Below are 25,642 nucleotides of genomic sequence, written 5' to 3' on the forward strand. Positions count from 1 at the left end.
GCGGTTAGGACAGCGCCCTTTCACGGCGCAGACAGGGGTTCGATTCCCCTTGGGCGTACCATTGCTGGTTTTTCTTTTTCCCTTATAATTCAATCCATTAGCGCTTGATTGGCGCCGTTTCGTGCTGCCTGAACTTATTCACAGACAGGTGAAAAAAGGGGCTTGCATGTCAGAAATTTCCTGACTATAAGCGCCCCACACCAGCAGGCGCCCATCGTCTAGCGGTTAGGACAGCGCCCTTTCACGGCGCAGACAGGGGTTCGATTCCCCTTGGGCGTACCATTGCTGGTTTTTCTTTTCCTTTAGAATTGACGCAAATATTACTGGCTGAATTGCCAGGATGCTGTTACGCGCCGGGCTGCAACCTTTTCGAAAGGACAGCATAATGTCGAAAGCAACAGCAATCGTTCCCACCGCCCATGCCAGCCGCTACCTTCAGCAGCTCTGCAAACATTGGGCGCACAAATTCGCAGTCGAATTCACGCCGGAACACGGCACCATCGATCTCGGCGAGAATCGTCTCGTGATTCTCGATGCCGATGCGGAAAAACTGACCACAACGGTTGAAACCTCGGAAGAAAACCTCGCCCGCCTCGAAGAGGTCGTGGCAAGTCACGTCGTCCGCTTCGCTTTCCGCGAGGAACTCGTCTTCAATTGGGTAAAACAGTAACACAAGCGGGGCGGCGTTTACCCTATCTGTAAAAAGCCCGCAAATTGCCCGGAATAGCCATTATCGCATCACAATCCGGGCAAATTCTCCCGCGAAATTCTTCCCAACTTCGAACAAGTGATTTGATGGGGAAGAATAATGACAAGCGAAACAAGAACCACCCTCACCTTTCTCGGGGCCGGCCTCGTTGCAGCCGCAATGGTTCTCGGTGCGGATATGAGCTGGGCCGACGTCGTTAAGGCGCTGTTCTAGGCCAACTGCTCTCGTTCACTGACTAATTTCGCAACGTAATCAGAAAAGCCTTTCGCGCACGCGCCGAACTACTCTAAATCGGCACATGATTTTTCAAACACCTTTGGTTACCGGCAGGCTGGAACGCCGCTACAAAAGATTTCTGGCCGACGTCACACTTGACGATGGGCGTTTCATCACTGCTTCCGTGCCCAATACCGGCTCCATGCTCGGATTGACCGCTCCAGGTTCTCGCGTCTGGCTGAGTGTTTCGGATGCCCCTCACCGGAAATATGCCCATACGCTGCAGATTGTCGAAGCGGATAACACACTGGTCGGCGTGAACACCGGCTTGCCGAACAGGATCGCCGAAGAAGCAATCCTCAACGGTCTCATTCCTGACCTCGCAGGATATGCCAGCCTCAAGCGTGAACAGAAATATGGCCGCAACTCGCGCATCGACCTTTTATTGGATGACGGCCCGCGCCAGCGAGCCTATGTCGAGGTCAAGAATGTACACTTTATTCGCACGCTCGGATTGGCGGAATTCCCCGATACGGTGACGGCGCGAGGCGCAAAACATCTTGATGAACTCGTCGACGTTGTTGCCGCTGGTCATCGGGGCGTGATGCTGTTTATTATCCAGCGAAACGATTGCAGCAGATTCAGCATTTCGGGTGATCTCGACCCCACTTACGCACGCGCTTTTGAACGTGCGCGTGCAAACGGGGTTGAGGCTTGGGCCGTTCGGTGCCACATAACGGACAAAAGCATTGATGCCAGTAAGCTGGTGCCAATTGAGTAGATTAAGACGGATCGAGTGATGGTAACCTATATCGAAGCAACAAGCGCACCCATGAAATATACGGGCCAGATCAGGCTCTATGGCCCCGAGGCTTTCGAGGGTATGCGCACGGTCTGCAACCTGACGGCACGCTGTCTCGATGCCCTCAACGATATCGTCAAGCCGGGCGTGACCACCAATGAAATCGATCGCTTCGTGTTCGAGTTCGGCATGGATCACGGCGCGTTTCCGGCAACGTTGAACTATCGCGGCTACACGAAATCAACCTGCACGTCGATCAATCACGTCGTCTGCCATGGCATTCCGAACGAGAAGCCACTGCGCGAGGGTGATATCGTCAATATCGACGTGACTTATCTCCTTGATGGCTGGCACGGCGATTCAAGCCGCATGTATGCGGTAGGCGAAATCAAGCGCGCCGCTGAGCGGTTGCTTGAAGTCACCTATGAAAGCCTTCTGCGTGGGATTGCCGCCGTAAAGCCTGGCGTGAAAACCGGCGCTATCGGCGCCGCAATTCAGACTTTTGCCGAAGGCGAGCGCTGTTCCGTTGTGCGCGATTTCTGTGGTCACGGCGTGGGACAGCTGTTCCATGATGCGCCGAATATTCTCCATTACGGCACGCCGAATGAAGGTGTTGAGATCAAGGAAGGCATGATCTTCACGATCGAGCCGATGATCAATCTCGGCAAGCCGCACGTGAAGGTTCTCGCCGACGGCTGGACCGCGGTTACCAGAGACCGTTCGCTGACGGCACAATATGAACATACGGTGGGTGTTACGAAGGATGGCTGCGAGATATTTACACTCTCTCCGGCCAATGTCTTCGGCCCATCTTCCATGAGATAACAACGAAGAGATATAGTTCTCGGTAATTGTCTGGTCTGTTTTTGCGGGGGTTTAAACAGGATGGCAAAGAGCAAGAATGAGCCGGGTAACATTGAGTTGCCCGGTTTCAGTGATACACTTCAACTTACGCCGAAGATCGACAAACCGCATTATGCCGGGCATCGTGATCGTCTCAAACAGCGCTTTCGGGATACTCCCGATGCGCTGGCGGACTATGAACTGCTCGAAATGTTGTTGTTTCGCGCCATTCGCCGCGCCGACACCAAGCCGCTTGCCAAAGCTCTGCTGATGCGGTTCGGCTCGATTGCCGAAGTACTGGCCGCCCCCGAAAAGCTGATTGCCGAAGTTCCCGGCGCCGGTCCTACTGTGGCGCATGAACTCAAGCTTGTAGAGGCTGTCGCCAAGCGAAGTGCGCGCAGCACTGTCATGGAGCGCGAAGTACTCGGCTCTTGGAACAAGGTGATCGAATATTGCACCGCGGCCATGGCTTACGAGACCCGCGAGCAGTTCCGCATCCTGTTTCTCGACAAGAAGAACAAACTGATTGCCGACGAAGTCCAGCAGACGGGCACGGTGGACCACACGCCGGTCTATCCGCGCGAAGTGGTCAAACGGGCTCTGGAACTCTCCGCCACCGCCATTATTCTGGTCCACAACCATCCTTCCGGTGATCCCACACCATCGCGCGCCGACATCGATATGACCAAGCAGCTCGTCAACGCTGCCAAAGCACTCAACATCACGGTGCATGATCATGTCATCGTCGGAAAGCACGGCCATGCCAGCTTCCGTGGACTGGGATTGATCTAACAAAAATTTCCGCATCCAGCAGTTACCGATTGTTAAGCATAGCGCGAAGAATGGTTGCGCATTGCATGGAAATCGCTCGAATTTTCTTAAATTTGGACACAATCAGAGGTGAGACGAGAGCCAGTTCGAAGGCACGGCCTTTCGATGGGTATAATGAATTCAGGCATGTTTCCCGCCAACGTTTCCAGACGGGAAAATCGGAGTAAAAAATGTTGAAGCGTTCTATCACCGCAGTGGCGCTTGGCGCCGCAATCGTTGCTTTTGCAGGTTCGGCTTTCGCTGCCGACATGATGGGAGCAACCGACTATTCCTATAATGATCCTGTCGCCGCAGGCCCGCATGACTGGTCCGGCAACTATATCGGCGCACAGGTTGGCGCTTCTTCGTCCAGGGTTCCCGGTCCTTTCACCAACCGCACTGGTGCTCTTGGCGGCGTTGTCGTGGGCAAAAACATGCAGAGCGGCAATGTCGTGTTTGGCGGAGAACTCGAAGGAAACTTCGCCGAAGCCGAACATCGCATCGGCAATGGCGGCAGCCTTCAGCAGTCATGGAACGGCAATGCCAAGGGCAAGGTCGGCTATGCTTTCGACAAGACGCTCGTTTACGGCACGGCTGGCTACGGCGTGACCCGCTTCAAGGCCAAGGACAACACCACCTCGGCTCCGGGCTGGGAAGGTGGCGCACTGGTTGGCGCTGGTGTTGAACAGGCCCTGAGCGGCCCGCTTTCCGTAAAGGCCGAATATGACTTCCAGCGCTTTAACGATGTGAAGTCCCGTGTCAACGGCGTGGAACAGCGCAACAATCTGAAGAACCATTCGATCAAGGCCGGTCTGAACTACAAGTTCTAGGCCTCGCGATCCGATGCGAAACTTCATTCTGTTTTTGCATCAAGCAATTCTGCATTTGCACAAAGGGCTGCGTTTCATAGCGCAGCCCTTTCGTTTTGCATAAATTTATCTTCATTTCGCAGTCTGACTACGTCATTCGATGGCTTGACTCCGACAGGCACTAACCGATTATAAATTGGTAGTGGAAGTGCGGGGAACAATAAGAGCGAAAAGCTCAACCACCATATCGGGAGGTTATCTTACCTTGCCGTGTTGTTTCCTCGCGCCTGAACACTTGGATATGTGGCTCTGCTGTCGCAGACCATGCAGTCAGGAATGAAAGAATGCAGCGCGTTTTTGACGGACACAACGATGTCCTTCTGCGGCTTTGGGAAAATGCCCGCAAGGGCCAAGACCCGATCAAGGAATTTATCGACGGGACGGATATCGGCCATATCGATCTGCCCCGTTCGCGCAAGGGCGGTCTCGCCGGTGGCATATGCGCCATCTACATACCTTCGGGCGAGCATATCGAACTGGGCAAGCCTGATGCCAATGGCCACTACGAAACGCCGCTTTCAGTGCCGCTGGAACGTAGCCCCTCCCTCGACATCGCTCTCGAAATCGCAGCCATCGCGTTGAAGCTGGAAGCTGCCGGGGGCTGGAAGCTCTGCCGCAACGGTCGTGAACTCGACGAAACGCTGAACAGCGACACATTCGCCGCCGTGCTGCACATGGAAGGCTGCGAAGCCATCGATGCCGATCTGGCTGCTCTTGAGGTCTTTTATGCTGCCGGCTTGCGTTCGCTCGGACCGGTCTGGAGCCGCAACAACGTTTTCGCTCACGGTGTTCCATTCGCCTATCCGATGAGCCCCGATACTGGCCCGGGCTTGACCGATGCAGGCAAGCGCCTGGTCAAAGCGTGCAACACCAAGGGCATTCTGATCGACCTGGCGCATATCACCGAAAAAGGTTTCTGGGATGTGGCCAAACTGAGCGATCAGCCGCTGGTCGCCAGCCATTCCAACGCACACGCCCTCACTCCTGTCGCCCGCAACCTGACCGACCGTCAGCTTGATGCGATCCGCGAGAGCAAGGGTCTTGCCGGACTGAACTACGCCACGACGATGCTGCGCGCGGACGGTAAGGAAGACGCCAACACGCCGCTGTCCGATGTAGTTCGCCACGTGGATTACATGGTTGAACGCATGGGCATCGACTGCGTAGCGCTCGGTTCGGACTATGACGGCGCAACAATTCCAGCCGAAATTGGCGATGCCGCAGGCACGCAAAACCTTGTCGATGCACTGCGAAAAGCGGGCTATAGTGAACAAGAGCTAGCAAAACTTTGCCAGGACAATTGGGTACGGGTTCTGAAACAGGCTTGGCACGAAGCGGCCTGATCTGGTGCGCATCCCGAAAAGTGTGAAATGGTTTTCGGAATAAGATGCGCAAAAAAACAAAGACAAAATCCCAAACAAAATCATAGGAAGGGGACTCTCAACATGATGCATTTCGGACGTTTTCGTATTCTGGCTGCGGGTGCAGCACTTGCCGCGGTACTGGCCGCAAATCCAGCCTGGTCGGCCACGCCAGCCGACACACTGGTTCAGGCATGGGCCATCGATGACACGATCACGCTGGACCCGGCAGAATCCTTCGAACTGAGCCCGGCCGAATTCATCGGCAACGCTTATGACATGCTCGTTCGCCTCGATATCAACGACACGTCGAAAGTCATACCGGGCGTCGCTGAAAGCTGGACCGTTTCTGACGATGGTCTCACCTATACGTTCAAGCTGAAGAAGGACATCAAGTTCGCCTCCGGCAACCCGATAACGTCTGCCGACGTGGCTTATTCTTTCGAACGCGCTGTGCGTCTCGACAAGAGCCCGGCTTTCATCCTGACCCAGTTCGGCCTGACCAAGGATAACGTCAACGAAAAGGCGAAAGCCGTAGACGATACTACCTTCGTCTTCACCGTCGACAAGCCATATGCACCAAGCTTCGTGCTGAACTGCCTGACCGCGACCGTGGCCGCAATCGTCGACAAGAAGCTCCTCGAAGAGCATGCCGCAAAGGTCACGCCGACCGACGATTACAAATACGACACCGACTATGCCAACGCATGGCTGAAGACCAAGTCGGCAGGCTCGGGCCCGTTCACGATCCGCGAATGGCGCGCCAATGAAGTCGTCATTCTGGAACGCAACGACAATTTCTACGGCGAAAAGGCAAAGCTCAAGCGCGTTTTCTATCGTCACGTCAAGGAAAGCGCGACGCAGCGCCTGATGCTTGAATCCGGCGACGTCGATGTGGCGCGCAATCTGGAACCGGGCGACTATGAAGCCGTTCTGAAGAACGACAAGCTGACGACCGCCAGCGCTGCCAAGGGCACGGTCTATTACATCAGCCTCAACCAGAAGAACGAAAACCTGGCCAAGCCGGAAGTTCGCGAAGCGTTCAAATATCTGGTCGATTATGATGCAATCGGTTCAACCCTCATCAAGGGCATCGGTGAAATCCGTCAGACCTATCAGGCAAAGGGCGTTCTTGGTTCTCTCGATGCTGCACCCTACAAGCTCGACGTAGCCAAGGCGAAGGAACTGCTCGCCAAGGCAGGCCTGAAGGATGGTCTATCGGTCACGTTCGACGTCCGTAACGGCCAACCGGTCACCGGCATTGCCGAATCCTTCCAGCAGACCGCTGCTCAGGCTGGCGTGAAGATCGAAATCATCCCCGGCGACGGCAAGCAGACACTGACCAAGTATCGTGCCCGTAACCACGACATGTATATTGGCCAGTGGGGCATGGACTATTGGGATCCGAATTCCAATGCCGAAGCTTTCACCAGCAACCCGGATAACAGCGACGACGCATCGACCAAAACGCTTGCATGGCGCAACGCCTGGGACATTCCTGAGCTGACCAAGCAGACGCAGGCAGCTCTTCTGGAACGCGATAACGACAAGCGTGCTGAACAGTACAAGAAGCTTCAGCAGGAAGCTCTCGACCAGAGCCCGTTCGTCATGCTGTTCCAGCAGGTTGAAGTTGCAGGTATCGCCGGCAACGTGAAGGGCTACAAGCTCGGCCCGACATTCGACTCCAATTTCCTGGCGCCCATCAGCAAGGAATAGTTGGCTGCGCCTCAGCGCATGAAAGCTTTTCATGCGCTGAATCGGCTTAAAAACAAAAGGATGGAGCGGTTTTCTGAATCAAAACGGAAAGCCGCTCCAGAGCATTTCCAGCGAACCGGTTTCGCTCCCGGAAATGCGTCACAACAGGAAATGGAACGGCTCATCGAAACCGTTCTAGGGCTTTTCAAGCAAAGATGACTGAGGCTTCAGACCAGAACCTGTTCTGAAATGCTCTCATTGTCGGAAGCGGTCAAAACATTGAGCAACACTGGAACCACCAAAAAGGTAAGGCGAGCGCCACGGCGTTCAACGGTCCTTGCCGCGTCGTTAGCCAGTTTTCTGGTCATCGTCGTCACGACCTATCTGGGCCTTCTGGCCGTCACATTCTTTATCGGCCGTGTGGTGCCGATCGACCCTGTGCTTGCCATCGTCGGCGACCGCGCTCCTGCGCATGTCGTGGCGCGCGTGCGGGAAGAAATGGGCTTTAACCTGCCCTATTACCAGCAGTTCTATCTTTACGTTAAGGGTGTGCTACAGGGCGATTTTGGCACTTCGGTACTGACGACCAATCCGGTCATGACCGACATTCGCCGCGTTTTCCCCGCGACCATGGAACTCGCTACCGTCGGCACCATCATCGGCGCTTTGTTCGGCATTCCGCTCGGCGTTCTCGCCGCCGTGAAGCGTGGTAGCCTCGTCGACCAGATTGTGCGCGTGATCGGCCTCGTTGGCTATTCGGTGCCGATCTTCTGGCTCGGTATGCTGGCACTTCTGATCTTCTATGCGCGGCTCGGCTGGACCTCGGGTCCCGGACGTATCGACATCACATTCGAATACACGTTCACGCCGATCACCGGTTTCTACCTGATCGACGCGATCATCCAGCGCGACTGGCCAGCTCTCAAGGATATCGTCTCCCACCTTATCCTGCCGTCGGCTTTGCTCGGCTATTTCTCCTTGGCCTATATCAGCCGCATGACCCGTTCCTTCATGCTCAACGAGCTGGAACAGGAATATATCGTTGCTGCTCGTGCCAAGGGTATTTCGGAAACCCGCATCATCTGGGGCCATGCGCTGCGCAATGCCGCCGTCCCGCTCGTGACAGTGATTGCGCTTTCCTATGCCGGACTTCTGGAAGGTTCGGTTCTGACCGAAACCATCTTCTCCTGGCCCGGCCTCGGACTCTATATCACCAATTCCCTCCAAAACGCTGATATGAATGCCGTTCTCGGTGGCACTATCGTTATCGGGTCGGTCTTTATCGCGCTCAACCTCGTGTCCGATCTTCTCTATCGGGTTCTCGATCCAAGGACGCGCGTACGATGAGCCAAATGACAGATACTTCCAACCTCTCATGGCGTGAATGGCTGCTTACCGAGCGGCCACAATCACGCACGCAAGCCCGTCTCGGCCGGGCCTATATGGTCTGGCGGCGTTTCACCGCCAACAAGCTGGCGGTTCTCGGCCTCCTGATCATCATCGGATTGCTCGTCGTTGCAGCGCTGGCCGATGTGCTGGCGCCGCATTCGCCGGTTATCGGCGATCTGGCCAATGCCCGCCTGCTGCCGCCGGGAACACCCGGCTATCTGCTCGGCACCGACGATCAGGGCCGCGATATTCTTTCGCGTCTGATCTATGGCTCCCGCCTCACTCTCTATGTGGTGTTGCTGGTCGCCATCATCGCCGCGCCTATCGGCCTTCTGGTTGGTACTGTCGCCGGTTATGCCGGCGGCTGGGTCGATGCCGTACTGATGCGCATCACCGATATCTTCCTTGCCTTCCCGAAGCTCATTCTCGCGCTGGCCTTCGTTGCTGCTCTCGGACCCGGCATCGAAAATGCCATCATCGCCATCGCGATCACCTCATGGCCACCCTATGCGCGTATTGCGCGCGCGGAAACGCTCACGGTGCGCAACTCGGATTATATCTCCGCTGTTCGCCTGATGGGCGCTTCGCCGATCCGTATCGTCGTGCGCCACATCATGCCGCTCTGCACATCTTCGCTGATCGTGCGTGTGACGCTCGACATGGCAGGCATCATCCTGACGGCAGCGGGCCTCGGCTTCCTCGGCCTCGGCGCTCAGCCGCCATTGCCTGAATGGGGCGCGATGATCGCTTCCGGTCGCCGCTTCATTCTCGACCAGTGGTGGGTTGCAGCCATGCCGGGTATTGCGATCCTGATCGTCAGCCTTGGCTTCAATCTTCTGGGCGATGGCCTGCGCGATGCGCTCGATCCGCGGGGTAACAATCAATGAAGCCTCTTCTCACTGTTGAAGACCTGCGCGTCACCTTCCCGACGCGCACAGGCGCAATCGAGGCCGTGCGCGGTGTCAGCTTCGAGCTTGGCCGCGAGCGTCTCGGTATTGTTGGCGAATCCGGTTCTGGCAAATCCCAGACCGGCCGCGCCATCATGGGGCTTACCCCGCTCCATGCGAAGATCACCGCCAGAAAACTCGAGTTCGATGGCATCGACCTTCTAAACGCGTCGGCCCGTGAACGCCGCGCCTTGCGCGGTGGCCGCATAGCCATGGTGTTGCAGGACCCGAAATATTCGCTCAACCCTGTCATGACCATCGGCAAGCAGATCGCCGAAACGCTGAAGGCCCATGGCAAATTCAGCAGCGATGAAATCCGCAAGCGCTCAATCGCCATGCTCGAAGCCGTGCAGATTCGCGATGCTGAACGCGTCATGAGCCTTTATCCGCACGAAGTTTCGGGCGGTATGGGCCAGCGCGTCATGATCGCCATGATGCTGGTCGCCGAGCCGGAAATGCTGATCGCCGACGAACCAACTTCGGCCCTCGACGTGACGGTTCAGCTTGAAGTGCTCGGCATTCTGGACAAGCTGGTTGCCGAACGCGGCATGGGGCTGATCTTCGTCAGCCACGACCTGCGCCTCGTTTCTTCATTCTGCGACCGCGTTATCGTCATGTATGCGGGCAAGATCGTGGAGGAAATTGCGGCGAAGGACCTCGCCAATGCGAAACATCCCTATACGCAAGGATTGCTGAACTGCATGCCGAAAATCGGAGCCGATCGCCATCCCCTGCCAACCTTGCAGCGCGAGGAGGCTTGGAAGCTATGACAGGGGAAACTATGAGCACGGCATCTGCACTGAGCGTCGACAATATCGACGTCTATTTCGACCATTTCCATGCGCTGAAATCGGTGAGCATCGACGTAGCGCGCGGCGAATCCTACGGCCTCGTGGGTGAATCCGGTTCCGGCAAGTCGACCCTGCTACGTGCCGTTGCAGGACTGGCACCCGTTGAAGACGGCGAAATCCGCATAGACGGGCAATTGCTGAAGACGCCGCGCGACAAGGCATTCTATCGCAATGTCCAGATGGTGTTTCAGGACCCTTACGGCTCGCTGCATCCCCGGCAAACGGTGGACCGGCTGCTGCTGGAACCGCTTGCCATCCACGGCGTCGGCGACACCGAACAGCGCATCGTGAAGGCGCTCGATGAAGTCGGCCTCGGTTCCGGCTTCCGCTTTCGCTATCCGCACCAGCTTTCAGGCGGCCAGCGCCAGCGTATTGCCATTGCCCGCGCCCTGATCGTTGAGCCCAGCATATTGCTGCTCGATGAGCCGACCTCGGCGCTCGATGCATCGGTTCAGGCGGAAGTGCTGAATCTGCTGGAGCAGGTTCGGCGTGACCGCAACCTGACCTTCGTCATGGTCAGCCACGATCTTGGCGTTGTGACCCATATGTGCGACCGGCTTGCTGTCATGCGTAATGGAGAGGTCGTGGAACAGCTGCAGGCAGACGATCTTGTTAGCGGCAATATCCATGCCGACTATACGAAGAACCTGATGCAGGCCAGCGAAGGCTTCCGCAGGTAATGCAAAAACTTGTCTCCCAAAAGTGGTAATCGGTTTGGGGGATAAAGACATGCAAAAAACAAAGGGGACCTGCCGGTCCCCTTTTTCATTGCATCAATCGTCGGATGCCTTGCGCGGTGTGTCGCCATCCTGCCCGCGCCGCCAATAGGCGACAATAAGCTGGCGATCCTTCGCAACATTACGTTCCTTGCGCATATAGGTGCGGATCGACCGGAATGCGTTGAACTCGCAACCGGCCCAGACGTAAATGTCTTCCTCGTCTTCCGGTAGTTCGACTGCGCGGACCGCATCCTGCAACAATGTCGTCGTTCCGGCTTCCGCACCGTCACGGTTCAGCCACTGCAGATCGACATCGGCACGAGAGACAAGTTCCTGCTCTTCCGAAGCACTGCCGATCTCGACGCGCACGACCGCCTTGGTCCCTTCCGGCAGACGCTCCAGAATGCGCCCGATGGCAGGTAGCGCGGTTTCGTCACCCGCAAGCAGATACCACTTCGCATCGCCCGCATCGCCACCGCCCGGCCCCGTCATCCCGACAATATCGCCCGGCTTGGCGCTGACAGCCCAGCCGGAACCCGGCGCGTCGCAATCATCGCCATGGACGACCATATCGATATCCACCCAGCCGGCTACGCTATCGATGTTGCGGATCGTATAGACACGTGTGGCAAGCTTGGCTTCGCCATCCGGCCAGACAGGACGGCCATCTTCGCCGGTTGTGGGCCATTGCGGTTTGGCAAGACCTTCCGGCGGAAACAGCAGGCGGATATGAAGACCCAACTGCGAGAAGCGGAACAGGTTGTCGCCCTTCAGACGAATACGACGCATATGCGGCGTTACGTTCGATACTGCAACGACCTGCATCTCGCGGAAGTAAGGCAGCGGCAACCCGGCGGCCCCATCACCTTCCCAGATGATTTTCGGTTTGGCGCTGCCCTTGTCGAGAAATTCCAGCACATGCTCGGCGATGGAATATTTCATATAGGCAAGACCGGTTTCGTCCTCGCTTTTGACGTCGACGCTAACCGTTTCATCATCCCATTGCACATCAGCCTGACCGAAGCTCAGCACCAGCTTGGCCGTGCTGCCCTGCCGATGCACGTCGGCATGCTCGACAAAATGATCGAGGAGCTGATTGACCACATGACCGGCATTTGTGAGCGCAAAGCGGGTATTGGCGTTGAGTTCGGACATGCCCCGTCCTCCTTTGGGAAACAATTTCCCCAGCCTTACCCGAATATAACATGACTATTCAAGTCATCATTTCGATTTGAACCCGCAATAAATTGTGACGGGCAGTGCCTGTCGCCAGACATCGAAAGAGCCAAGTGCACCCGCTTGCGCAACGCCAAGACGCGTCAATTCTCCGCCGAATTTCTCACGCCAGTTGAAAAGCAGCATCTCGCTTTGCAAGGTCACTGCATTCGCGACAAGCCTGCCACCCGGTTTCAGCGCGTTCCAGCAGGCTTCCAGAACGCCGTCATCCGTTACACCGCCGCCGATGAAGATCGCATCCGGCGCTTCCAGCCCTTCCAGTGCACAGGGCGCCCCGCCCTTGACCAACTGCAATCCGGGGACACCCAATGCCGCGCGATTTCGCTCGATCATCCCCTGCCGCTGTTCGTCCGCTTCTATGGCAATCGTGCGACATGAAGGATGAACACGCATCCATTCAATGCCGATCGATCCGCAACCGGCGCCGACATCCCAAAGCAATTGACGCGGCAATGGCTGCAATCGCGATAGAGTGACAGCACGAACGTCGCGCTTGGTCAGTTGTCCGTCATTCTCAAACGCTTCATCGGGCAGACCCGCGACGGGAGAAAACACGCGCGCATCCGGCGCAGCAACACATTCAATCGCCAGTACATTGAGATCGGCGCATCGCTCATGGGACCAGTTTTCGGCGGAACCCTGAACCCGGCCTTCCTTTGGCCCGCCAATATGTTCAAGCACCGTCATCAGGCTTTGGCCAAAACCCTTGTCCTTGAGCATTGCCGCGGCTTTTGCTGGCGTCGAACCATCATTGCTGAGCACGAGAAGTTTCTCGCCGGGCAGAATGTGCGGGAGCAAAAGTTCGAACGGGCGACCGTGCACGCTAACAGACCGCACATCCTGAAGAGGCCAGCCCATGCGCGCAGCGGCGAGTGAAAGAGAGGACGGATAGGCAAGAACAAGCATTTCCTCTGGCGAGAAATGCCGGGACAAAGTCGCTCCCACACCAAAAAACATTGGATCGCCGCTTGCCAGCACAACCACCGGCTGGCCGCGATACGCCTCAATCATCACGAAAGCTTCGTCGAATGGAGATGGCCAGGCTACGCGCTCGGCTTTGATATCGCCACTCAGAAAGTCCAAATGGCGCTTGCCGCCGAAAATGACCGCAGCAGAGTTGAGCGCGGCGAGCGCGGTTTTCCCAAGCCCGTCAAACCCATCCTCACCGATTCCGATCACTGTCAGCCAGCGTGCCATGCGCGATGCTCCTTTTCCCTGTTCGTATGGCGGGGCAGTAGCAAGTGCAAGCGGCAAGGCGTATAAGGCTGAAATGTCGAGCCAGCAAATCACTCAGTCGCGGCAAGCCCAACCCGACAGGCGCAACGCCTGCCCCGGTCTTTCGCGTATGGTTATGGCCAGGGATGGGGCTATTGCCCGTATCAAACTGAGGCTTGGTCGCCTGTCAGCTGATCAGGCGCGTTCAATTGCAGCAATAGCCGAACGTTTCGATGCAGGCGCGATAGAGCTGTCGATTCGCTCCAATATCCAGTTGCGCGGTATTACGCCCAGACATTGGAACGATGCCGTCGCGGCACTTCACGAGGCTGGCCTTGGCGCCGACAATCCCGGTGCGGATGATATTCGCAATGTGATGGTCAGCCCCACCGCTGGCATTGACCGGGGCCAGATATGCGACGTCACCGGACTGGCATCGTCTGTGCTGGACATGCTGCAGGCGAATGAGGCTTTTTATGCCCTGTCGCCGAAATTCTCGCTGCAGATCGACGGCGGCGAAAACTGCGCGATGATTTCTCATCCGGGTGACATCTGGCTTTCGGCGATAGACGGCGAAACCTTTGCTTTTGGCCTTGCTTCGTCTCCCGACAGGGAAGCGCTGGGGGCCGTAGACGCGCAGCATGCCCTGCCCTTCATCGAAACGATGCTGCGTCGTTTTTTACGCCATGCCAGCTTTGCGCGGATGAAACATCTGTTTGAAGCCATCCCAGCATCAGAGTTTGTGGCAGGTCTGAGCCGGGAATTGTCGTTCCCGATTCATCCCGCAACCGGCTGGAAGCGCAAGGCACCGATGCCATTTTCGCATCTTGGCAACAACCAGCAGTCTGACGGTTCATTTTATGTCGGCGCCGTGCCGCTCCTGGGACGCCTGACATCGGCGCAACTAGCAGGTCTGGCAGATCTCTCCGACAGCGGAAGGCGTGGACTGCGTCTGACGCCGTGGCAAGGCGTTATCCTGCCTTATGCAGGCGAAACCCAGATTGGTGAACTAACCGAAAAACTTCGTTCGCTTGACCTCGAAACGACAGCCGAAGCCCCACATGCGCGGCTTCGTGCCTGTTCGGGATCAAATGGCTGCGTCTCCGCACTCGCCGACACACAGACAGACGGTAAAAGGCTGGCAACATATCTGGCGCCGGGAAAATCATCCGTGCACATCACGGGATGCGCCAAGTCATGCGCAGCACTTGCACCTTTGCCGCACACGCTTCTGGCGCGCTCGACAGGTCGCTACGATCTTTATGCGCAAGAGACGTTTCCGCAAGACGGGGCTGGACCATCGCGCTTTGGACGGCTATTGGCGACTGATATCACCATTGACGAAGCGGCGTGCCTTCTGAACGCCCGACACTGATTAGAGCGGTCACCATGACAGACTATATTCGCGATGGGCAGGCCATTTACGACCGGTCCTTCGCCATCATTCGCGCCGAGGCCGATCTAAGCCGGATATCAGCCGATCTGGAAAAGCTTGCAGTCCGTGTCATTCATGCCTGCGGCATGGTGGATGTGGTCAATGACCTCGCTTTCTCGCAAGGCGCTGGCAAAGCCGGACGCGACGCTCTGCTCGCCGGTGCGCCCATTCTTTGTGATGCACGCATGGTGGCCGAAGGCATTACCCGCTCTCGTCTGCCTGCCAATAATGAAGTCATCTGCACGCTGAACGACCCATCGGTTCCCGAGCTTGCAACGAAGATCGGCAATACCCGCTCGGCTGCAGCGCTCGACCTCTGGCTCCCGCATCTCGGCAACAGCATTGTTGCAATCGGGAATGCACCGACCGCCCTTTTCCGCCTATTCGAATTGCTGGATGCTGGCGCGCCAAGACCTGCGCTCATCATCGGCATGCCGGTTGGCTTTGTCGGCGCGGCAGAATCCAAAGACGAACTCGCCACAAACAGCCGCGGTGTACCTTATGTGATTGTACGCGGAAGACGTGGTGGCAGCGCCATGACGGCAGCGGCAGTCAATGCGCTCGCGTCGGAGCGCGAATAATGACGGTAAAAGGCAGACTGTTTGGCCTGGGCGTTGGCCCCGGCGATCCCGAACTGATAACGCTGAAAGCCCTGCGTCTCCTCAAAAGCGCACCGGTTGTGGCTTATCACGCAGCCAAGGGGAAGAGGGGCAATGCCCTCACAATAGTCGAGGAATATCTTTCACCGGAACAGGTTCTGGTGCCGTTGATCTATCCAGTGACGACGGAAAAGCTTCCCGCGCATATGGATTACGAACAGATCGTCAGCGATTTCTACGGCGAGATAACGAGCACGATAGCGAGCCACCTTGATAGAGGTCAGGATGTGGCCGTGATAGCGGAAGGCGACCCGTTTTTCTACGGCTCGTTCATGTATATTCATGACCGGCTTGCCGATCAGTATGAAACGGAAGTCGTGCCCGGTGTCTGCTCCGTTCTTGGCGCTTCAGCTGTGCTGGGCGCGCCACTGGTCTATCGCAATCAGACATTATCCGTTCTCTCCGGCGTCATGAGCGCAGAAGAACTGACGCGACGGCTCGCGGATACAGGCGCTGCAGCTATCATGAAGCTTGGCAAAAACCTCGATAAGGTCCGCGCTGTGCTGGGCGAGCTCGGTCTCATGGACCGTGCGCTCTATATTGAGCGCGCCACCATGGCCAATCAGCGCATTGTGCCACTTGCCGAAGTCAATGGTAGCGACTGTCCCTATTTCTCGATCATTCTCGTTCCGGGGCAAAAATGGAACGGCGCGTGATTCCCGCAATTCTGGTTCTCGGAGAAGCCGCGGTTCCTGCCGCGCGGCGGATCGCATCGGTGCTGGAACGTGCCGAAATACGCGGCCTCCAGAACCGTGTTGCGTCGCTGGATGAAACCTTCGTGCATTTCGGCGATGCGGTCAGGTCGCTTTATGAGGAGGGCCGCCCCATCATCGCGCTTTGTGCAGCCGGTATCGTCATCCGGGCGCTGGCACCATTGCTGCAGAACAAGCGCGTCGAACCGCCGGTTCTTGCTGTCGCCGAAGATGGAAGCGCAGTTGTGCCGCTTCTGGGTGGTCTCTCCGGTGTCAATGACATGGCCCGGCGAATTGCAGCGGCACTTGAGGTTGCGCCTGCCATAACCACGTCCGGCGAACTGCGGTTCGGAATCAATCTGCTGCACCCGCCTGCCGAACTGACCCTTGCCAATCCTGACGACGCGAAAAATTTCACGTCGAACCTGCTTGCGGGACAGAAGGTGCAGCTTGACGGAAAATCACGCTGGCTTGCAGATTCCAAACTGCCTTTCGCCAATGACGGTGCGCTGACGATCAGCATAACGCCCCACATCCGCACACCCCAGCCAGACGAGCTGATTTATCATCCGCGCAGTGTGGCGATTGGCGTCGATAGGGTCAGCGAGAACATTCAGAACGATATTGAAGATGCTCTCGCCAATGCAGGCATTGCCCCCGCGTCGCTGGCATTGCTTCTCGCCCACGAAAAAGACTGCACTTCGCCGCGGCTCCAAGAGGCTGCGGCGAAAATTGGTGTCCCGCTGCGCTATGTGGCGAATGCAACCGATGCTCGTGAGATCGTTCTTCATTCGGTGGAACAGCCGGTTCAACTGATGGAGAGCTTGGGGCTTGCCATTGCCGTGGCTGCCACCCCGGCAGATGTTCTGTTTGTCGGTCGAAAACGTGGCAAGCTGGTCGTTATCGGCCTTGGGCCCGGATCACGAGAGCTAATGACGCCTGCCGTTCAGCACGAACTGGAACAGGCCGAAGACATTCTCGGCTATGAGACCTATGTGCGGATGGCGGAAGAAAACCTTCGTCCTTTCCGCGCCGATCAGATCGTTCATATGACTGATAATCGGGAAGAAATGCAGCGGGCACGTCATGCATTCGAACTCGCTGCTTCCGGGCGACATGTCGCCATGGTTTCTTCGGGAGATCCCGGTGTCTTCGCCATGGCTGCGGCAGTCGTGGAGGCGCTTCACGAAACGGAAAATGCGGCATGGCACGGCGTGGAGCTCGTCATCCAGCCCGGCATTTCCGCTGCAATGGCCGCCGCATCGCGGATCGGAGCGCCGCTCGGACACGACTTCTGCATCGTTTCACTGTCGGACAATCTGAAACCCTGGGAAATTATCGAAAAGCGCCTTGCGCTTGCCGCCGAAGCCGATCTCGCCATGGCGTTCTACAATCCCATTTCCAGGGCACGTCCGCATCAGCTTGGTCGCGCGCTTGAAATCCTGCGGCAATATCGGTCTCCCGAAACGCCCGTTGTCCTTGGGCGCGACATAGGCAGACCGGCTGAGACTACACGGACAACCACGCTCGGCGCACTGACACCAGATGATGTCGACATGCGAACCGTTGTGATTGTCGGCTCGTCCCACACGCAGGTTTTTGCGAAATCTGATGGCAGGGAGTGGGTTTATACACCGCGCTGGTACGGCGAAAAGCCAGAGAAATGACAAACAAAAAAGGCAGGGAAAACCCTGCCTTTTTCATGTGTTATCCCTGATTGTTGAATCAGTTCTTCTTCGCCTTAGCCTTTTTCGGCTGGGCAGCGGCGGCTGCATCGGCCTTGGCTGCTGCCGCTTCAGCTGCAACCTGATCGGCGCTCTTCGGCGACGTATCGATAACAGCGCGCACACCGCCCTTGGCGGTCAGCTGGCAAACAGCGGTACGCAGATCGACCTTGAGATCGACATCGGTGCCGCCTGCTGCACCCGGACGGGAGTTGATGGCAGAGATAGCGTGTTCCGGCAGGAAATACTTGTTGGCAGCGGCAGTGATGCACGGCTGCGCGAGCGCCGGATCGACATAAGCTGTCGGCGTGAAGCGAGGCATCGAAATCGTCGGCGCGCTGATCGGGGCATCGGTCTTGCCCGGCGTCGCCGTCGTGGTTGGTACAGTCGTCGTGCAGGCAGCGGCAAGCGGGGCCAACATGGCAATGGCTAGAAAACGGGCTCCGGTGCGGGCGCGTCCGTACATGATCTACCTCATAGGATCTGCTGAGTAGGTAAAATTTTAAGTTCGATAACTATTCGGTTTTGCTCGATTGTCGAGTGGCAGGAAGGTCACATTGCCAGAATTTCGATTCGCATCCACAGTCTGGCATCACTGTTTTGCTAGAATCCAGTTCAGCATCTCGCGCCAGTCGGACATGCGGATCGGCGTGCCGTGATTACCACTTTCGAAACGCCGGAACTGGACCGGATAACCCGGCGCGCGCTTGCTTATCTCGCGATAGAAGGCTTCCTGCTTGTCGATTGCAAAAACCGGATCACGGCTGCCATGTCCGAAGAAGATCGGCACACGTTTCTTGAATGCGGGTGACTTGAAAAATCCGTCATCCCAAAGCGAGCCGAGCAGAATAAGTCCTGCGAGCTGGTTCCCCGCCTTTTCATTAGCCGCTATGCGCCAGCATAGTGTTCCGCCTTGCGAGCCGCAGGACAGGATCAACGGAGCGCTCGGTGATGATGCCTTGGCTGCTTCGATCAATCCGGCAATCTGCGCCTCACCCGCATCGGCAAAATCCTTGAAATCCGGCGTGATATAGAGACCGCCATTCAGTGCCGCGAGATTCTTCACACGGTTGAAATTGCCGCCAAAGGTAAAATCATTCATACCTTGCAGGCGATTACCGCCCCTACCATGCAGGTAGATGACGATAAAGGACGCGCCTTCGCGCCTGCCTGCTGTCATGGCCTTCACCGGCCCGGCAGCAGTCTGAAAGGTAACGTCCTTCTGGTAAGCGCGCGCCTTCAGCGAGACATAGGCATCTTTCACGCGCTTTTCAGGCACCGCATCGCGCCCGTTGATATCGCGCATCTCGTTGTAATCGATAACCTTGTAATCATCATTGTCAGCGCTGCTGATAATGCCGGGATAGGCGAAATAATCGTCCTTGTATGGCGGCAAAGACGCTGCCCCGGATGCCATCACAGTTGAAAACAGAAACAATGCCCCAAACAGGCCACCTATTCCATGCTTCAACATTCTATGGCTCATCGGATTACAGCTCCAGCGTATGATAGCGCCTGTTGAGATAGACCAGCGCCTCGTCCTCGGCTTTGGACCGCAGGCCCACGACTTCCCCGAAAAGGACGTGATGCGTGGAGTGATCCTGCACGCTGACCACCCGGCAATCGAAAGCAGCAAGTGCACCCTGCAATATGGGTGCTCCGGTCACCTGAACATCCCAGCGCGCCAGTTCGAACCGCTCATCCTGGGTCAGGCCGATACGGCCCGAAAAAGCGTCTGCGAGCTGTTGGTGCGACCCCGCGAGCGTGTTGACGGCGAACACGCCGTTTTCGATGAACAGCCGGTTTTCTTCATGAATCTTTTGCAGGCAAATTAGGATCGTCGGCGGATTATCCGAAACCGAACAGGCCGCCGTCAGCGTCAGACCACGCCTTCCCGCACTACCGGCAGTCGTGACGATCTGTACTGCGCCGGCGTAATGGCTCATGGCATCCCGATAGGACTTGGATTCCACCGAAGCTGCACTTGAAATGATGTTCTTAATCGTTTGCACGTCCAACAGAATCCGTCTCGCCCTATGGCATGTTATCTGAAGCCAGCTACCTTGGTAACAAGCCCGCATAACGAGCCCAAATAAGGGCCCCACATAACGGGCATTGCACAAAGGCCAGGAAACAGCTACCCACTTTTCGTTGAAAATGCCACGAATTGTTTAATGAAGACGGATCACGTGATCGAGCTTGGGAAACGTCCGACCGCAGTACTGACAAGTATCATCCTTATACTGCTGGCCAGTTCAGTACTGGCGCAGGCGGAGGATATGCGCGTCGGGCTCGCAGCACCGCTGTCCGGAACGTTCGCTCCATTGGGCAATCAGCTGGCGGAAGGCGCTCGTGTAGCCGCCACGGCAAAAGGCGCAGAACTTGTTATTTTCGATGATCGCTGCGATGCTGAAGGCGGCAAGGAAGCCGCAGAACGCTTCGTCAAGGAAAACGTCCGGGTCGTCACCGGCTTTCTGTGCCCGGAAGCACTTGAAGCAGCACTTCCGGTTCTCGCAGCCGGCAACATACCTGTTGTGACATCAGGCGTCAGCGAAGCCACGCTAACTGAAAGACGTGCGCCCGCGCCGATGGCGGTATTCCGTCTTGCAACCGGCCTAGACAAGGAAACGCAGGCAACCGGGAGCTTCCTTGGCAGCCTTTGGCGCGCGCAATCTTTCGCAATCATCGATGATGGCACCATCGAAGGACGTGAACGAGCTGCACGCGTTTTAGCCAGCCTTAAAGAGCAACAACTACAGCCGGTTTTCACAGACACCTACCGACCGGGTCTCGATAACCAGAATGCTCTGGTCGCCCGGTTGCGGCGCGCAGGCGCTACCCATGTTTATGTCGGCGGTGAGCGCGACGATATCGCCGCTATAGGCGCAAGCGCTGCCGCGCTCAACTATTCCCTGACGATTGCTGGCGGCAGCCTTCTTGACGCAGCACCTGGCACACAGCCCTTAAGTCAAGGCACGTTGATGATTGCCCCGCTCCGTCCGCAGGAACTCTCGACGGCAAAGCCAGCAATCGATGCATTGCGTCAGGCCGGGAAACTTGCAGACGCCTATGCAATCATTGGTTATGCCAGTGCGGAAATCCCTGCGGATGTGATCAAGCGTGCCGACGAGCAGAAGCTGCCGATTATCGACACACTCCGCAATAATTCCTTTGAAACCGTTCTTGGCTCGATCAAGTTCGATGGCAATGGTGTCCGAACCGACAACCCGAACCGCCTGCAACGTTTCGATGGCAAGCGGTTCGTGCTAGCCGACAAGTAGCCCAATCAGGCTCGCAGCAATCACCAGTCCGGTCATCAGGCTCATCGTCGACCAGAAAAGATGAAGCGCGGCATCGATATCATCAGCGTTGGCGTCGCGCTTGCCGGATGCATTCAGCATCGGCCCTTCGACTTTCTCCGCCCCATATTGGCGCGGACCGGCAAGCGCCAGCCCCAGCCCGCCTGCAAAAGCCGATTCCGGCCAGCCAGCATTGGGCGAGCGATGCAGACGTGCATCACGGCGCATGACGGAAAACGCTTCTTTGCCTGAAAGCCTGTCTTTCGTGATCGCGGTGGCAAGGGAGGCGAGCAGTCCGGTCAGTCTGGCTGGGATATAATTAGCGACATCGTCCAGCTTTGCGGCAAAACGACCAAAGTCACGATAGCGATCATTCAGATGGCCGATCATGGAATCAGCGGTATTGATCAGCTTGTAGGCGAACAAACCGGGTAGCCCACCGACCAGAAACCAGAACGCAGGTGCAACGATACCATCTGAAGCGTTTTCCGCGAGGCTTTCTATCGCTGCACGACTGACACCGCCTTCATCGAGATGTTCGGGATTGCGCCCGACGATCATCGACACAGCCCGACGACCGCCTTCGATCCCTTCCTCACGCAATGCCAGTGCGACCGCCTGCACATGATCGGCAAGGCTTTTCTGTGCAAGCAGCACCGTCACGATCAGGATTTCGGCAACTGCACCGGCAGTCCCGGCGAAGGGTAACGAGAGTTCAAGGATGAGCCCCAGAACCACACAGGCCATCACCAGCCCGATCGTCAGCCACATGCCGTTTCGGCGAAGCACCGAGGCAGAGAGATTGCGATTGTTCCAGCGCTTTTCGCCCCACGAAATTGCTTTCCCGAACAGGACGACGGGGTGCGGCACCTTCTGCCATAGCTGCGGCGGGTCGCCGACAAAGCGATCCAGAAGAAGCGCCAGCGAAAGAATAATCAGCTTTATTTCCATGAGCTTGACCAGAAAAACTGAATCAAAATTTCAACGCCTTTTCGAACCGCGCAAGCGCCACATCATCCAAAGGCAAACCAATGCGCAACCAGCGCGGGGCGTAATCGAATTTCCGGATCAGAATATGTCTCTCGCACAATCTGGTGTAAATCCCGATTGCATCCGCGTGTTCGACGAGAGAAAACAACGCCGTGCCGCCAATTTCCCTCAGACCGCTTTTGTCCAGAACAGCCGACAATTCCGCCCGCCGCAGATCAATACGTGTGCGATAATCCGCAAGCGTTCCGGCATCGCTGAAAGCATGATTGGCGATTGCCAGTGCCGGGCCAGAAACCGCCCATGGTCCAAGCCGCCGCTCCAACGCTTCAACAAAACGACCGCCTGTAATTGCAAAGCCCAGACGAACGCCAGCAAGCCCGAAAAACTTGCCGAAGGATTTCAGCACGATCATCGGTGCATCTTCTGCATTTGCCGCAATGGTGACGGCCTCATGCGCGTCGGCGAACGCCTCATCAACAACCAGAAAGCCCCCGCGAGCACCGAGTTTCTGTGCAAGTTGCAGGAGAGCCTCTTTCGAAATCACGCGACCGTCTGGATTGTTCGGATTAACGATGACTGCCGCTGTTGCCTCACTCGGAATTTCATCAAGCGTCACACATTGCACAACCTTCCAGCCGGAAGCGGCGAACGAAGCAGCGTGTTCCTGATAGGTCGGTCCGAGGATGGCTACCGTCGACGGCGCGATCAGCGTTGGAACGAGCTGGATCAAAGCCTGCGTGCCCGGCGCTGCAACGATCGGTGCTTTCTCGTTCAGCCGATAATAGCTGCGGGCCAGTCGCAACGTTTCCTGTAACAATCCTTCATCAGGCAGACGGTTCCAGATTTCAGGTGTCAGTTCGGGAAGCGGAAAATGCTCTGGATTGATGCCCGTCGAAAGGTCGAGCCAGTCTTGCGGCCTGCCACCAAAACGCGCGACGGCCTTGTCGAGCGCGCCGCCATGCTCGATTTCTGCACTCAAGCTTTCTCTCCGCAAAAATCGATGACATGCATGAACGAGCCTGAAACGGAGCCGACTCTCAGGCCTGCCTCGCCAACATCGTCGCCGACAGCATCACGCACACGGAAAAGACGATCAGCCTTTCCTTCACGCACGATGCTGGCATAGTGAAACTCATGCGCCTTCAATGTCTCGGTCCAAGGCGCACCTGCAAGCGGTTCCAGCATGCGGTAGCCGAGATGCAGCTTTCTTTTTGCAAAGCTCGTTTCTAGCGGCAGAAGATCCAGCATCGGGTGTATGACACCCTCTGCATCCTGCAAGCTTTCGCCGAGAACCATGTAGCCGCCACATTCGCCGTAAACTGTTACCCCACGGGCTGCAGCTTCGCGCATGCCCGCCTCAAAACGTCCTGCCTGCGCCAAACGCCCTGCATGCAATTCAGGATAGCCGCCCGGCAGATAGATTGCATCGGCATCCTGTCTCGGAGACTCATCGTCGAGCGGTGAGAAGAATGAAATCTCCACCCCTCGCCTGCGCCAGCCTTCAAACAAATGCGCATAGGCAAAGGCAAATGCGTCATCGCGGGCAACGGCAATGTGGTTGCCCAGCGGCTTCAAGCGCGGCACATTGGCCATCGCATCGAAGCGCTTCGGTCGCGACCAGATCGTTTGCAAAGCATCGAGATCGATATGCGTTTCCATTGCATCTGCAGCGTGTTCGAGAAAGCTCTCAAGATCAGAGTGCTCGCCCGCCTGCACCAGCCCCAGGTGCCTTTCCGGCAAGGAAAGAGCAGTATCGCGGGGCAATGCACCAAGAACCGGAATACGGAGCGGCTCCAATGCGCCGCGTAACATAGCCTCATGCCGGGAGCTGCCAACGCGATTGAGGATGATGCCCGCAATCAGCACATCCTTGCGAAACTGGCTGAAACCCCAGACAAGAGCGGCAATGGAATGTGATTGCCGGGCACAATCCACCACCAGCACCACCGGCAGATCGAGAAGCCGGGCAAGATCGGCAGATGAACCTTTGCCGTCCATCGCTCCGTCAAAGAGCCCCATCATGCCCTCGGCAACCAATAGCTTGGCACCACTTTCCGTCATGCGGGAGGACAGTGCACTGATAAGTTCAGGGCGCATCGCCCAAGGGTCCAGATTGAAGCAATCCACCCCGCTTGCAGCCTTGTGGTAGGCGGGGTCGATATAGTCGGGACCGGCCTTGACCGGCGCAAGCGCTTCTCCCCGCCGTTTCAGGGCGCGCAGCAAACCCAGCGTTACCGTTGTCTTGCCAGACCCGGAAGCCGGCGCTGCTATCATGAACCCCTTCATGCGCTTCTCACTCCCTCATTTTGATTTCGTCTGGCAAGCGGATCGCTGGACAGGATTTTACCGTTCAACGCACCCATCCAATCCAGCCCGGCGCGCAGACGAACCACTTCACCTACGACCACAATTGCAGGCGGGTTCAGCCCCGCCGCTTCAACATCTTTTGCAGCCCGCGCCAATGTCGTTTCAAGTACGATCTGGTTGGGGAGGCTTGCATTGCACACGAAGGCGACAGGCTCATCCGGCGAACGCCCGGCCTCGATCAGCCGCCCGGCGATAAGGTCTATATGTTTCATCGCCATATACATGACGATAACCGGCGCAGACTTGGCGATCCCAGTCCAGTTGATCCCGTCAGGTATCGAGCCGCTGGCATCGTGACCGGTCAGAAAGGTCACCGATTGATTGATATCGCGATGGGTAGCGGCAATACCCGCATAGGCGAGGCCGCCAATTCCGGCAGTCACTCCGGGAACGATGCGAAACGGAACGCCATGCTCTACCAAGGTCAGCGCCTCTTCTGCTCCCCGCCCAAATACGAACGGATCACCGCCTTTCAGGCGCAGCACCTTCTTTCCCGATTTTGCAAGTTCAACAAGCCGCAGGGATATATCACGCTGTTTTGGCGAAGGCTTGCCGCCGCGCTTGCCTGCATATTCCAGAGCGGCATCCGCATTCTTGAGAGACAGGCAGGCATCATCCACCAGCGCGTCGTAAACGATGACATCTGCCTGCTGTAAGGCGTTGACAGCGTGAAGCGTCAAAAGACCGGGATCGCCCGGCCCGGCCCCAACGAGCCAGACATGGCCGGGTTCCATCGCAGGCAAGGTTACTTTGCTCCTCGCAATGACACATGCAGCCGTTTCTTCAGCCTTGTTCATTTTCATCAACCACTATT

25 protein-coding genes and 1 tRNA gene are annotated in these 25,642 nt (G+C 56.9%); 17 read left to right on the plus strand and 9 right to left on the minus strand.

Annotation, left to right across the window (positions count from 1 at the left end):
- Positions 1–207: 207 nt before the first annotated feature.
- The 12 genes from AC1RHM_RS02585 (at position 208) to AC1RHM_RS02640 (ending at position 11,172) form a co-directional block, all read left to right on the plus strand.
- Positions 208–282, plus strand: a tRNA-Glu gene (locus tag AC1RHM_RS02585).
- A 103-nt stretch (positions 283–385) separates the two neighbouring features.
- Positions 386–670: a DUF2218 domain-containing protein gene (locus AC1RHM_RS02590; protein WP_010659874.1), complete on the plus strand. Its 285-nt coding sequence runs from the start codon at positions 386–388 to the stop codon at positions 668–670.
- A gap of 337 nt (positions 671–1,007) precedes the next feature.
- Positions 1,008–1,706 (plus strand): DNA/RNA nuclease SfsA, encoded by a 699-nt coding sequence (gene sfsA / locus AC1RHM_RS02595; RefSeq protein ID WP_010659872.1) that lies wholly within the window; start codon positions 1,008–1,010, stop codon positions 1,704–1,706.
- An 18-nt stretch (positions 1,707–1,724) separates the two neighbouring features.
- Entirely contained in the window at positions 1,725–2,552 is an 828-nt protein-coding gene (gene map, locus AC1RHM_RS02600; RefSeq protein ID WP_010659871.1) for a type I methionyl aminopeptidase, read from the plus strand.
- Positions 2,553–2,612: 60 nt separating this feature from the next.
- On the plus strand, positions 2,613–3,362 hold the full coding sequence (radC, locus tag AC1RHM_RS02605) for a RadC family protein (RefSeq protein ID WP_010659870.1): 750 nt from the start codon (positions 2,613–2,615) through the stop codon (positions 3,360–3,362).
- Between the two features lie 209 nt (positions 3,363–3,571).
- Positions 3,572–4,210: an outer membrane protein gene (locus AC1RHM_RS02610; protein ID WP_010659869.1), complete on the plus strand. Its 639-nt coding sequence runs from the start codon at positions 3,572–3,574 to the stop codon at positions 4,208–4,210.
- Between the two features lie 323 nt (positions 4,211–4,533).
- On the plus strand, positions 4,534–5,592 hold the full coding sequence (locus AC1RHM_RS02615) for a dipeptidase (RefSeq protein ID WP_029928876.1): 1,059 nt from the start codon (positions 4,534–4,536) through the stop codon (positions 5,590–5,592).
- Positions 5,593–5,694: 102 nt separating this feature from the next.
- Positions 5,695–7,326, plus strand: a complete 1,632-nt coding sequence (locus tag AC1RHM_RS02620) for an ABC transporter substrate-binding protein (RefSeq protein WP_010659867.1) — start codon at positions 5,695–5,697, stop codon at positions 7,324–7,326.
- Between the two features lie 228 nt (positions 7,327–7,554).
- Positions 7,555–8,652, plus strand: coding sequence for an ABC transporter permease (locus AC1RHM_RS02625; protein ID WP_373418737.1), 1,098 nt, complete (start codon positions 7,555–7,557; stop codon positions 8,650–8,652).
- Positions 8,649–9,581: an ABC transporter permease gene (locus AC1RHM_RS02630; RefSeq protein ID WP_010659865.1), complete on the plus strand. Its 933-nt coding sequence runs from the start codon at positions 8,649–8,651 to the stop codon at positions 9,579–9,581. Before AC1RHM_RS02625 ends, AC1RHM_RS02630 begins: the two co-directional genes overlap by 4 nt.
- Positions 9,578–10,411: an ABC transporter ATP-binding protein gene (locus AC1RHM_RS02635; RefSeq protein ID WP_010659864.1), complete on the plus strand. Its 834-nt coding sequence runs from the start codon at positions 9,578–9,580 to the stop codon at positions 10,409–10,411. The genes AC1RHM_RS02630 and AC1RHM_RS02635 overlap by 4 nt, the downstream gene beginning before the upstream one ends.
- Before the next feature lie 11 nt (positions 10,412–10,422).
- The gene (locus AC1RHM_RS02640) at positions 10,423–11,172 is read left to right on the plus strand and encodes an ABC transporter ATP-binding protein (protein WP_029928879.1); all 750 of its coding nucleotides are present in this window, start codon (positions 10,423–10,425) and stop codon (positions 11,170–11,172) included.
- Positions 11,173–11,265: 93 nt separating this feature from the next.
- Here the strand turns inward: AC1RHM_RS02640 and AC1RHM_RS02645 are convergent, their stop codons facing one another.
- Positions 11,266–12,366: a siderophore-interacting protein gene (locus AC1RHM_RS02645; protein ID WP_010659862.1), complete on the minus strand. Its 1,101-nt coding sequence runs from the start codon at positions 12,364–12,366 to the stop codon at positions 11,266–11,268.
- A 66-nt stretch (positions 12,367–12,432) separates the two neighbouring features.
- Positions 12,433–13,644, minus strand: a complete 1,212-nt coding sequence (locus AC1RHM_RS02650; RefSeq protein ID WP_010659861.1) for a bifunctional cobalt-precorrin-7 (C(5))-methyltransferase/cobalt-precorrin-6B (C(15))-methyltransferase — start codon at positions 13,642–13,644, stop codon at positions 12,433–12,435.
- Positions 13,645–13,717: 73 nt separating this feature from the next.
- Here AC1RHM_RS02650 and cobG point away from each other — a divergent pair, with 73 nt between their 5' ends.
- From cobG to cobJ, 4 genes are read left to right on the plus strand one after another with little or no spacing between them, the layout of a single operon-like run.
- Positions 13,718–15,037, plus strand: coding sequence for a precorrin-3B synthase (gene cobG, locus AC1RHM_RS02655; RefSeq protein WP_029376084.1), 1,320 nt, complete (start codon positions 13,718–13,720; stop codon positions 15,035–15,037).
- Between the two features lie 14 nt (positions 15,038–15,051).
- Positions 15,052–15,678, plus strand: coding sequence for a precorrin-8X methylmutase (locus AC1RHM_RS02660; protein WP_010659859.1), 627 nt, complete (start codon positions 15,052–15,054; stop codon positions 15,676–15,678).
- Complete coding sequence (locus AC1RHM_RS02665) at positions 15,678–16,412, plus strand: precorrin-2 C(20)-methyltransferase (RefSeq protein ID WP_010659858.1); 735 nt, start codon at positions 15,678–15,680, stop codon at positions 16,410–16,412. Before AC1RHM_RS02660 ends, AC1RHM_RS02665 begins: the two co-directional genes overlap by 1 nt.
- Positions 16,397–18,115: a precorrin-3B C(17)-methyltransferase gene (gene cobJ, locus AC1RHM_RS02670; RefSeq protein ID WP_151576250.1), complete on the plus strand. Its 1,719-nt coding sequence runs from the start codon at positions 16,397–16,399 to the stop codon at positions 18,113–18,115. Before AC1RHM_RS02665 ends, cobJ begins: the two co-directional genes overlap by 16 nt.
- A 58-nt stretch (positions 18,116–18,173) precedes the next feature.
- Here the strand turns inward: cobJ and AC1RHM_RS02675 are convergent, their stop codons facing one another.
- From AC1RHM_RS02675 to AC1RHM_RS02685, 3 genes are all read right to left on the minus strand, one after another.
- Positions 18,174–18,638, minus strand: a complete 465-nt coding sequence (locus AC1RHM_RS02675; RefSeq protein WP_010659856.1) for a hypothetical protein — start codon at positions 18,636–18,638, stop codon at positions 18,174–18,176.
- Between the two features lie 126 nt (positions 18,639–18,764).
- The gene (locus AC1RHM_RS02680) at positions 18,765–19,658 is read right to left on the minus strand and encodes an alpha/beta hydrolase (protein WP_105529070.1); all 894 of its coding nucleotides are present in this window, start codon (positions 19,656–19,658) and stop codon (positions 18,765–18,767) included.
- A gap of 4 nt (positions 19,659–19,662) precedes the next feature.
- The gene (locus AC1RHM_RS02685) at positions 19,663–20,184 is read right to left on the minus strand and encodes a flavin reductase (protein WP_010659854.1); all 522 of its coding nucleotides are present in this window, start codon (positions 20,182–20,184) and stop codon (positions 19,663–19,665) included.
- Between the two features lie 177 nt (positions 20,185–20,361).
- Here AC1RHM_RS02685 and AC1RHM_RS02690 point away from each other — a divergent pair, with 177 nt between their 5' ends.
- A complete protein-coding gene (locus AC1RHM_RS02690) occupies positions 20,362–21,453 on the plus strand; it encodes a branched-chain amino acid ABC transporter substrate-binding protein (protein ID WP_010659853.1) in 1,092 nt (363 codons plus the stop codon).
- Here the strand turns inward: AC1RHM_RS02690 and cbiB are convergent.
- From cbiB to cobA, 4 genes are read right to left on the minus strand one after another with little or no spacing between them, the layout of a single operon-like run.
- Positions 21,439–22,422, minus strand: a complete 984-nt coding sequence (cbiB, locus tag AC1RHM_RS02695; RefSeq protein ID WP_010659852.1) for an adenosylcobinamide-phosphate synthase CbiB — start codon at positions 22,420–22,422, stop codon at positions 21,439–21,441. The two genes, AC1RHM_RS02690 and cbiB, sit on opposite strands and share 15 nt — an antisense overlap.
- Positions 22,423–22,444: 22 nt before the next feature.
- Positions 22,445–23,440, minus strand: a complete 996-nt coding sequence (gene cobD / locus AC1RHM_RS02700) for a threonine-phosphate decarboxylase CobD (protein WP_010659851.1) — start codon at positions 23,438–23,440, stop codon at positions 22,445–22,447.
- A complete protein-coding gene (locus tag AC1RHM_RS02705; RefSeq protein WP_010659850.1) occupies positions 23,437–24,747 on the minus strand; it encodes a cobyrinic acid a,c-diamide synthase CobB in 1,311 nt (436 codons plus the stop codon). Before AC1RHM_RS02705 ends, cobD begins: the two co-directional genes overlap by 4 nt.
- Positions 24,744–25,625, minus strand: a complete 882-nt coding sequence (cobA, locus tag AC1RHM_RS02710) for a uroporphyrinogen-III C-methyltransferase (RefSeq protein ID WP_036579711.1) — start codon at positions 25,623–25,625, stop codon at positions 24,744–24,746. Before cobA ends, AC1RHM_RS02705 begins: the two co-directional genes overlap by 4 nt.
- Positions 25,626–25,642 lie beyond the last annotated feature (17 nt).

Source organism: Brucella sp. GW823-FHT04E01, assembly GCF_058796175.1.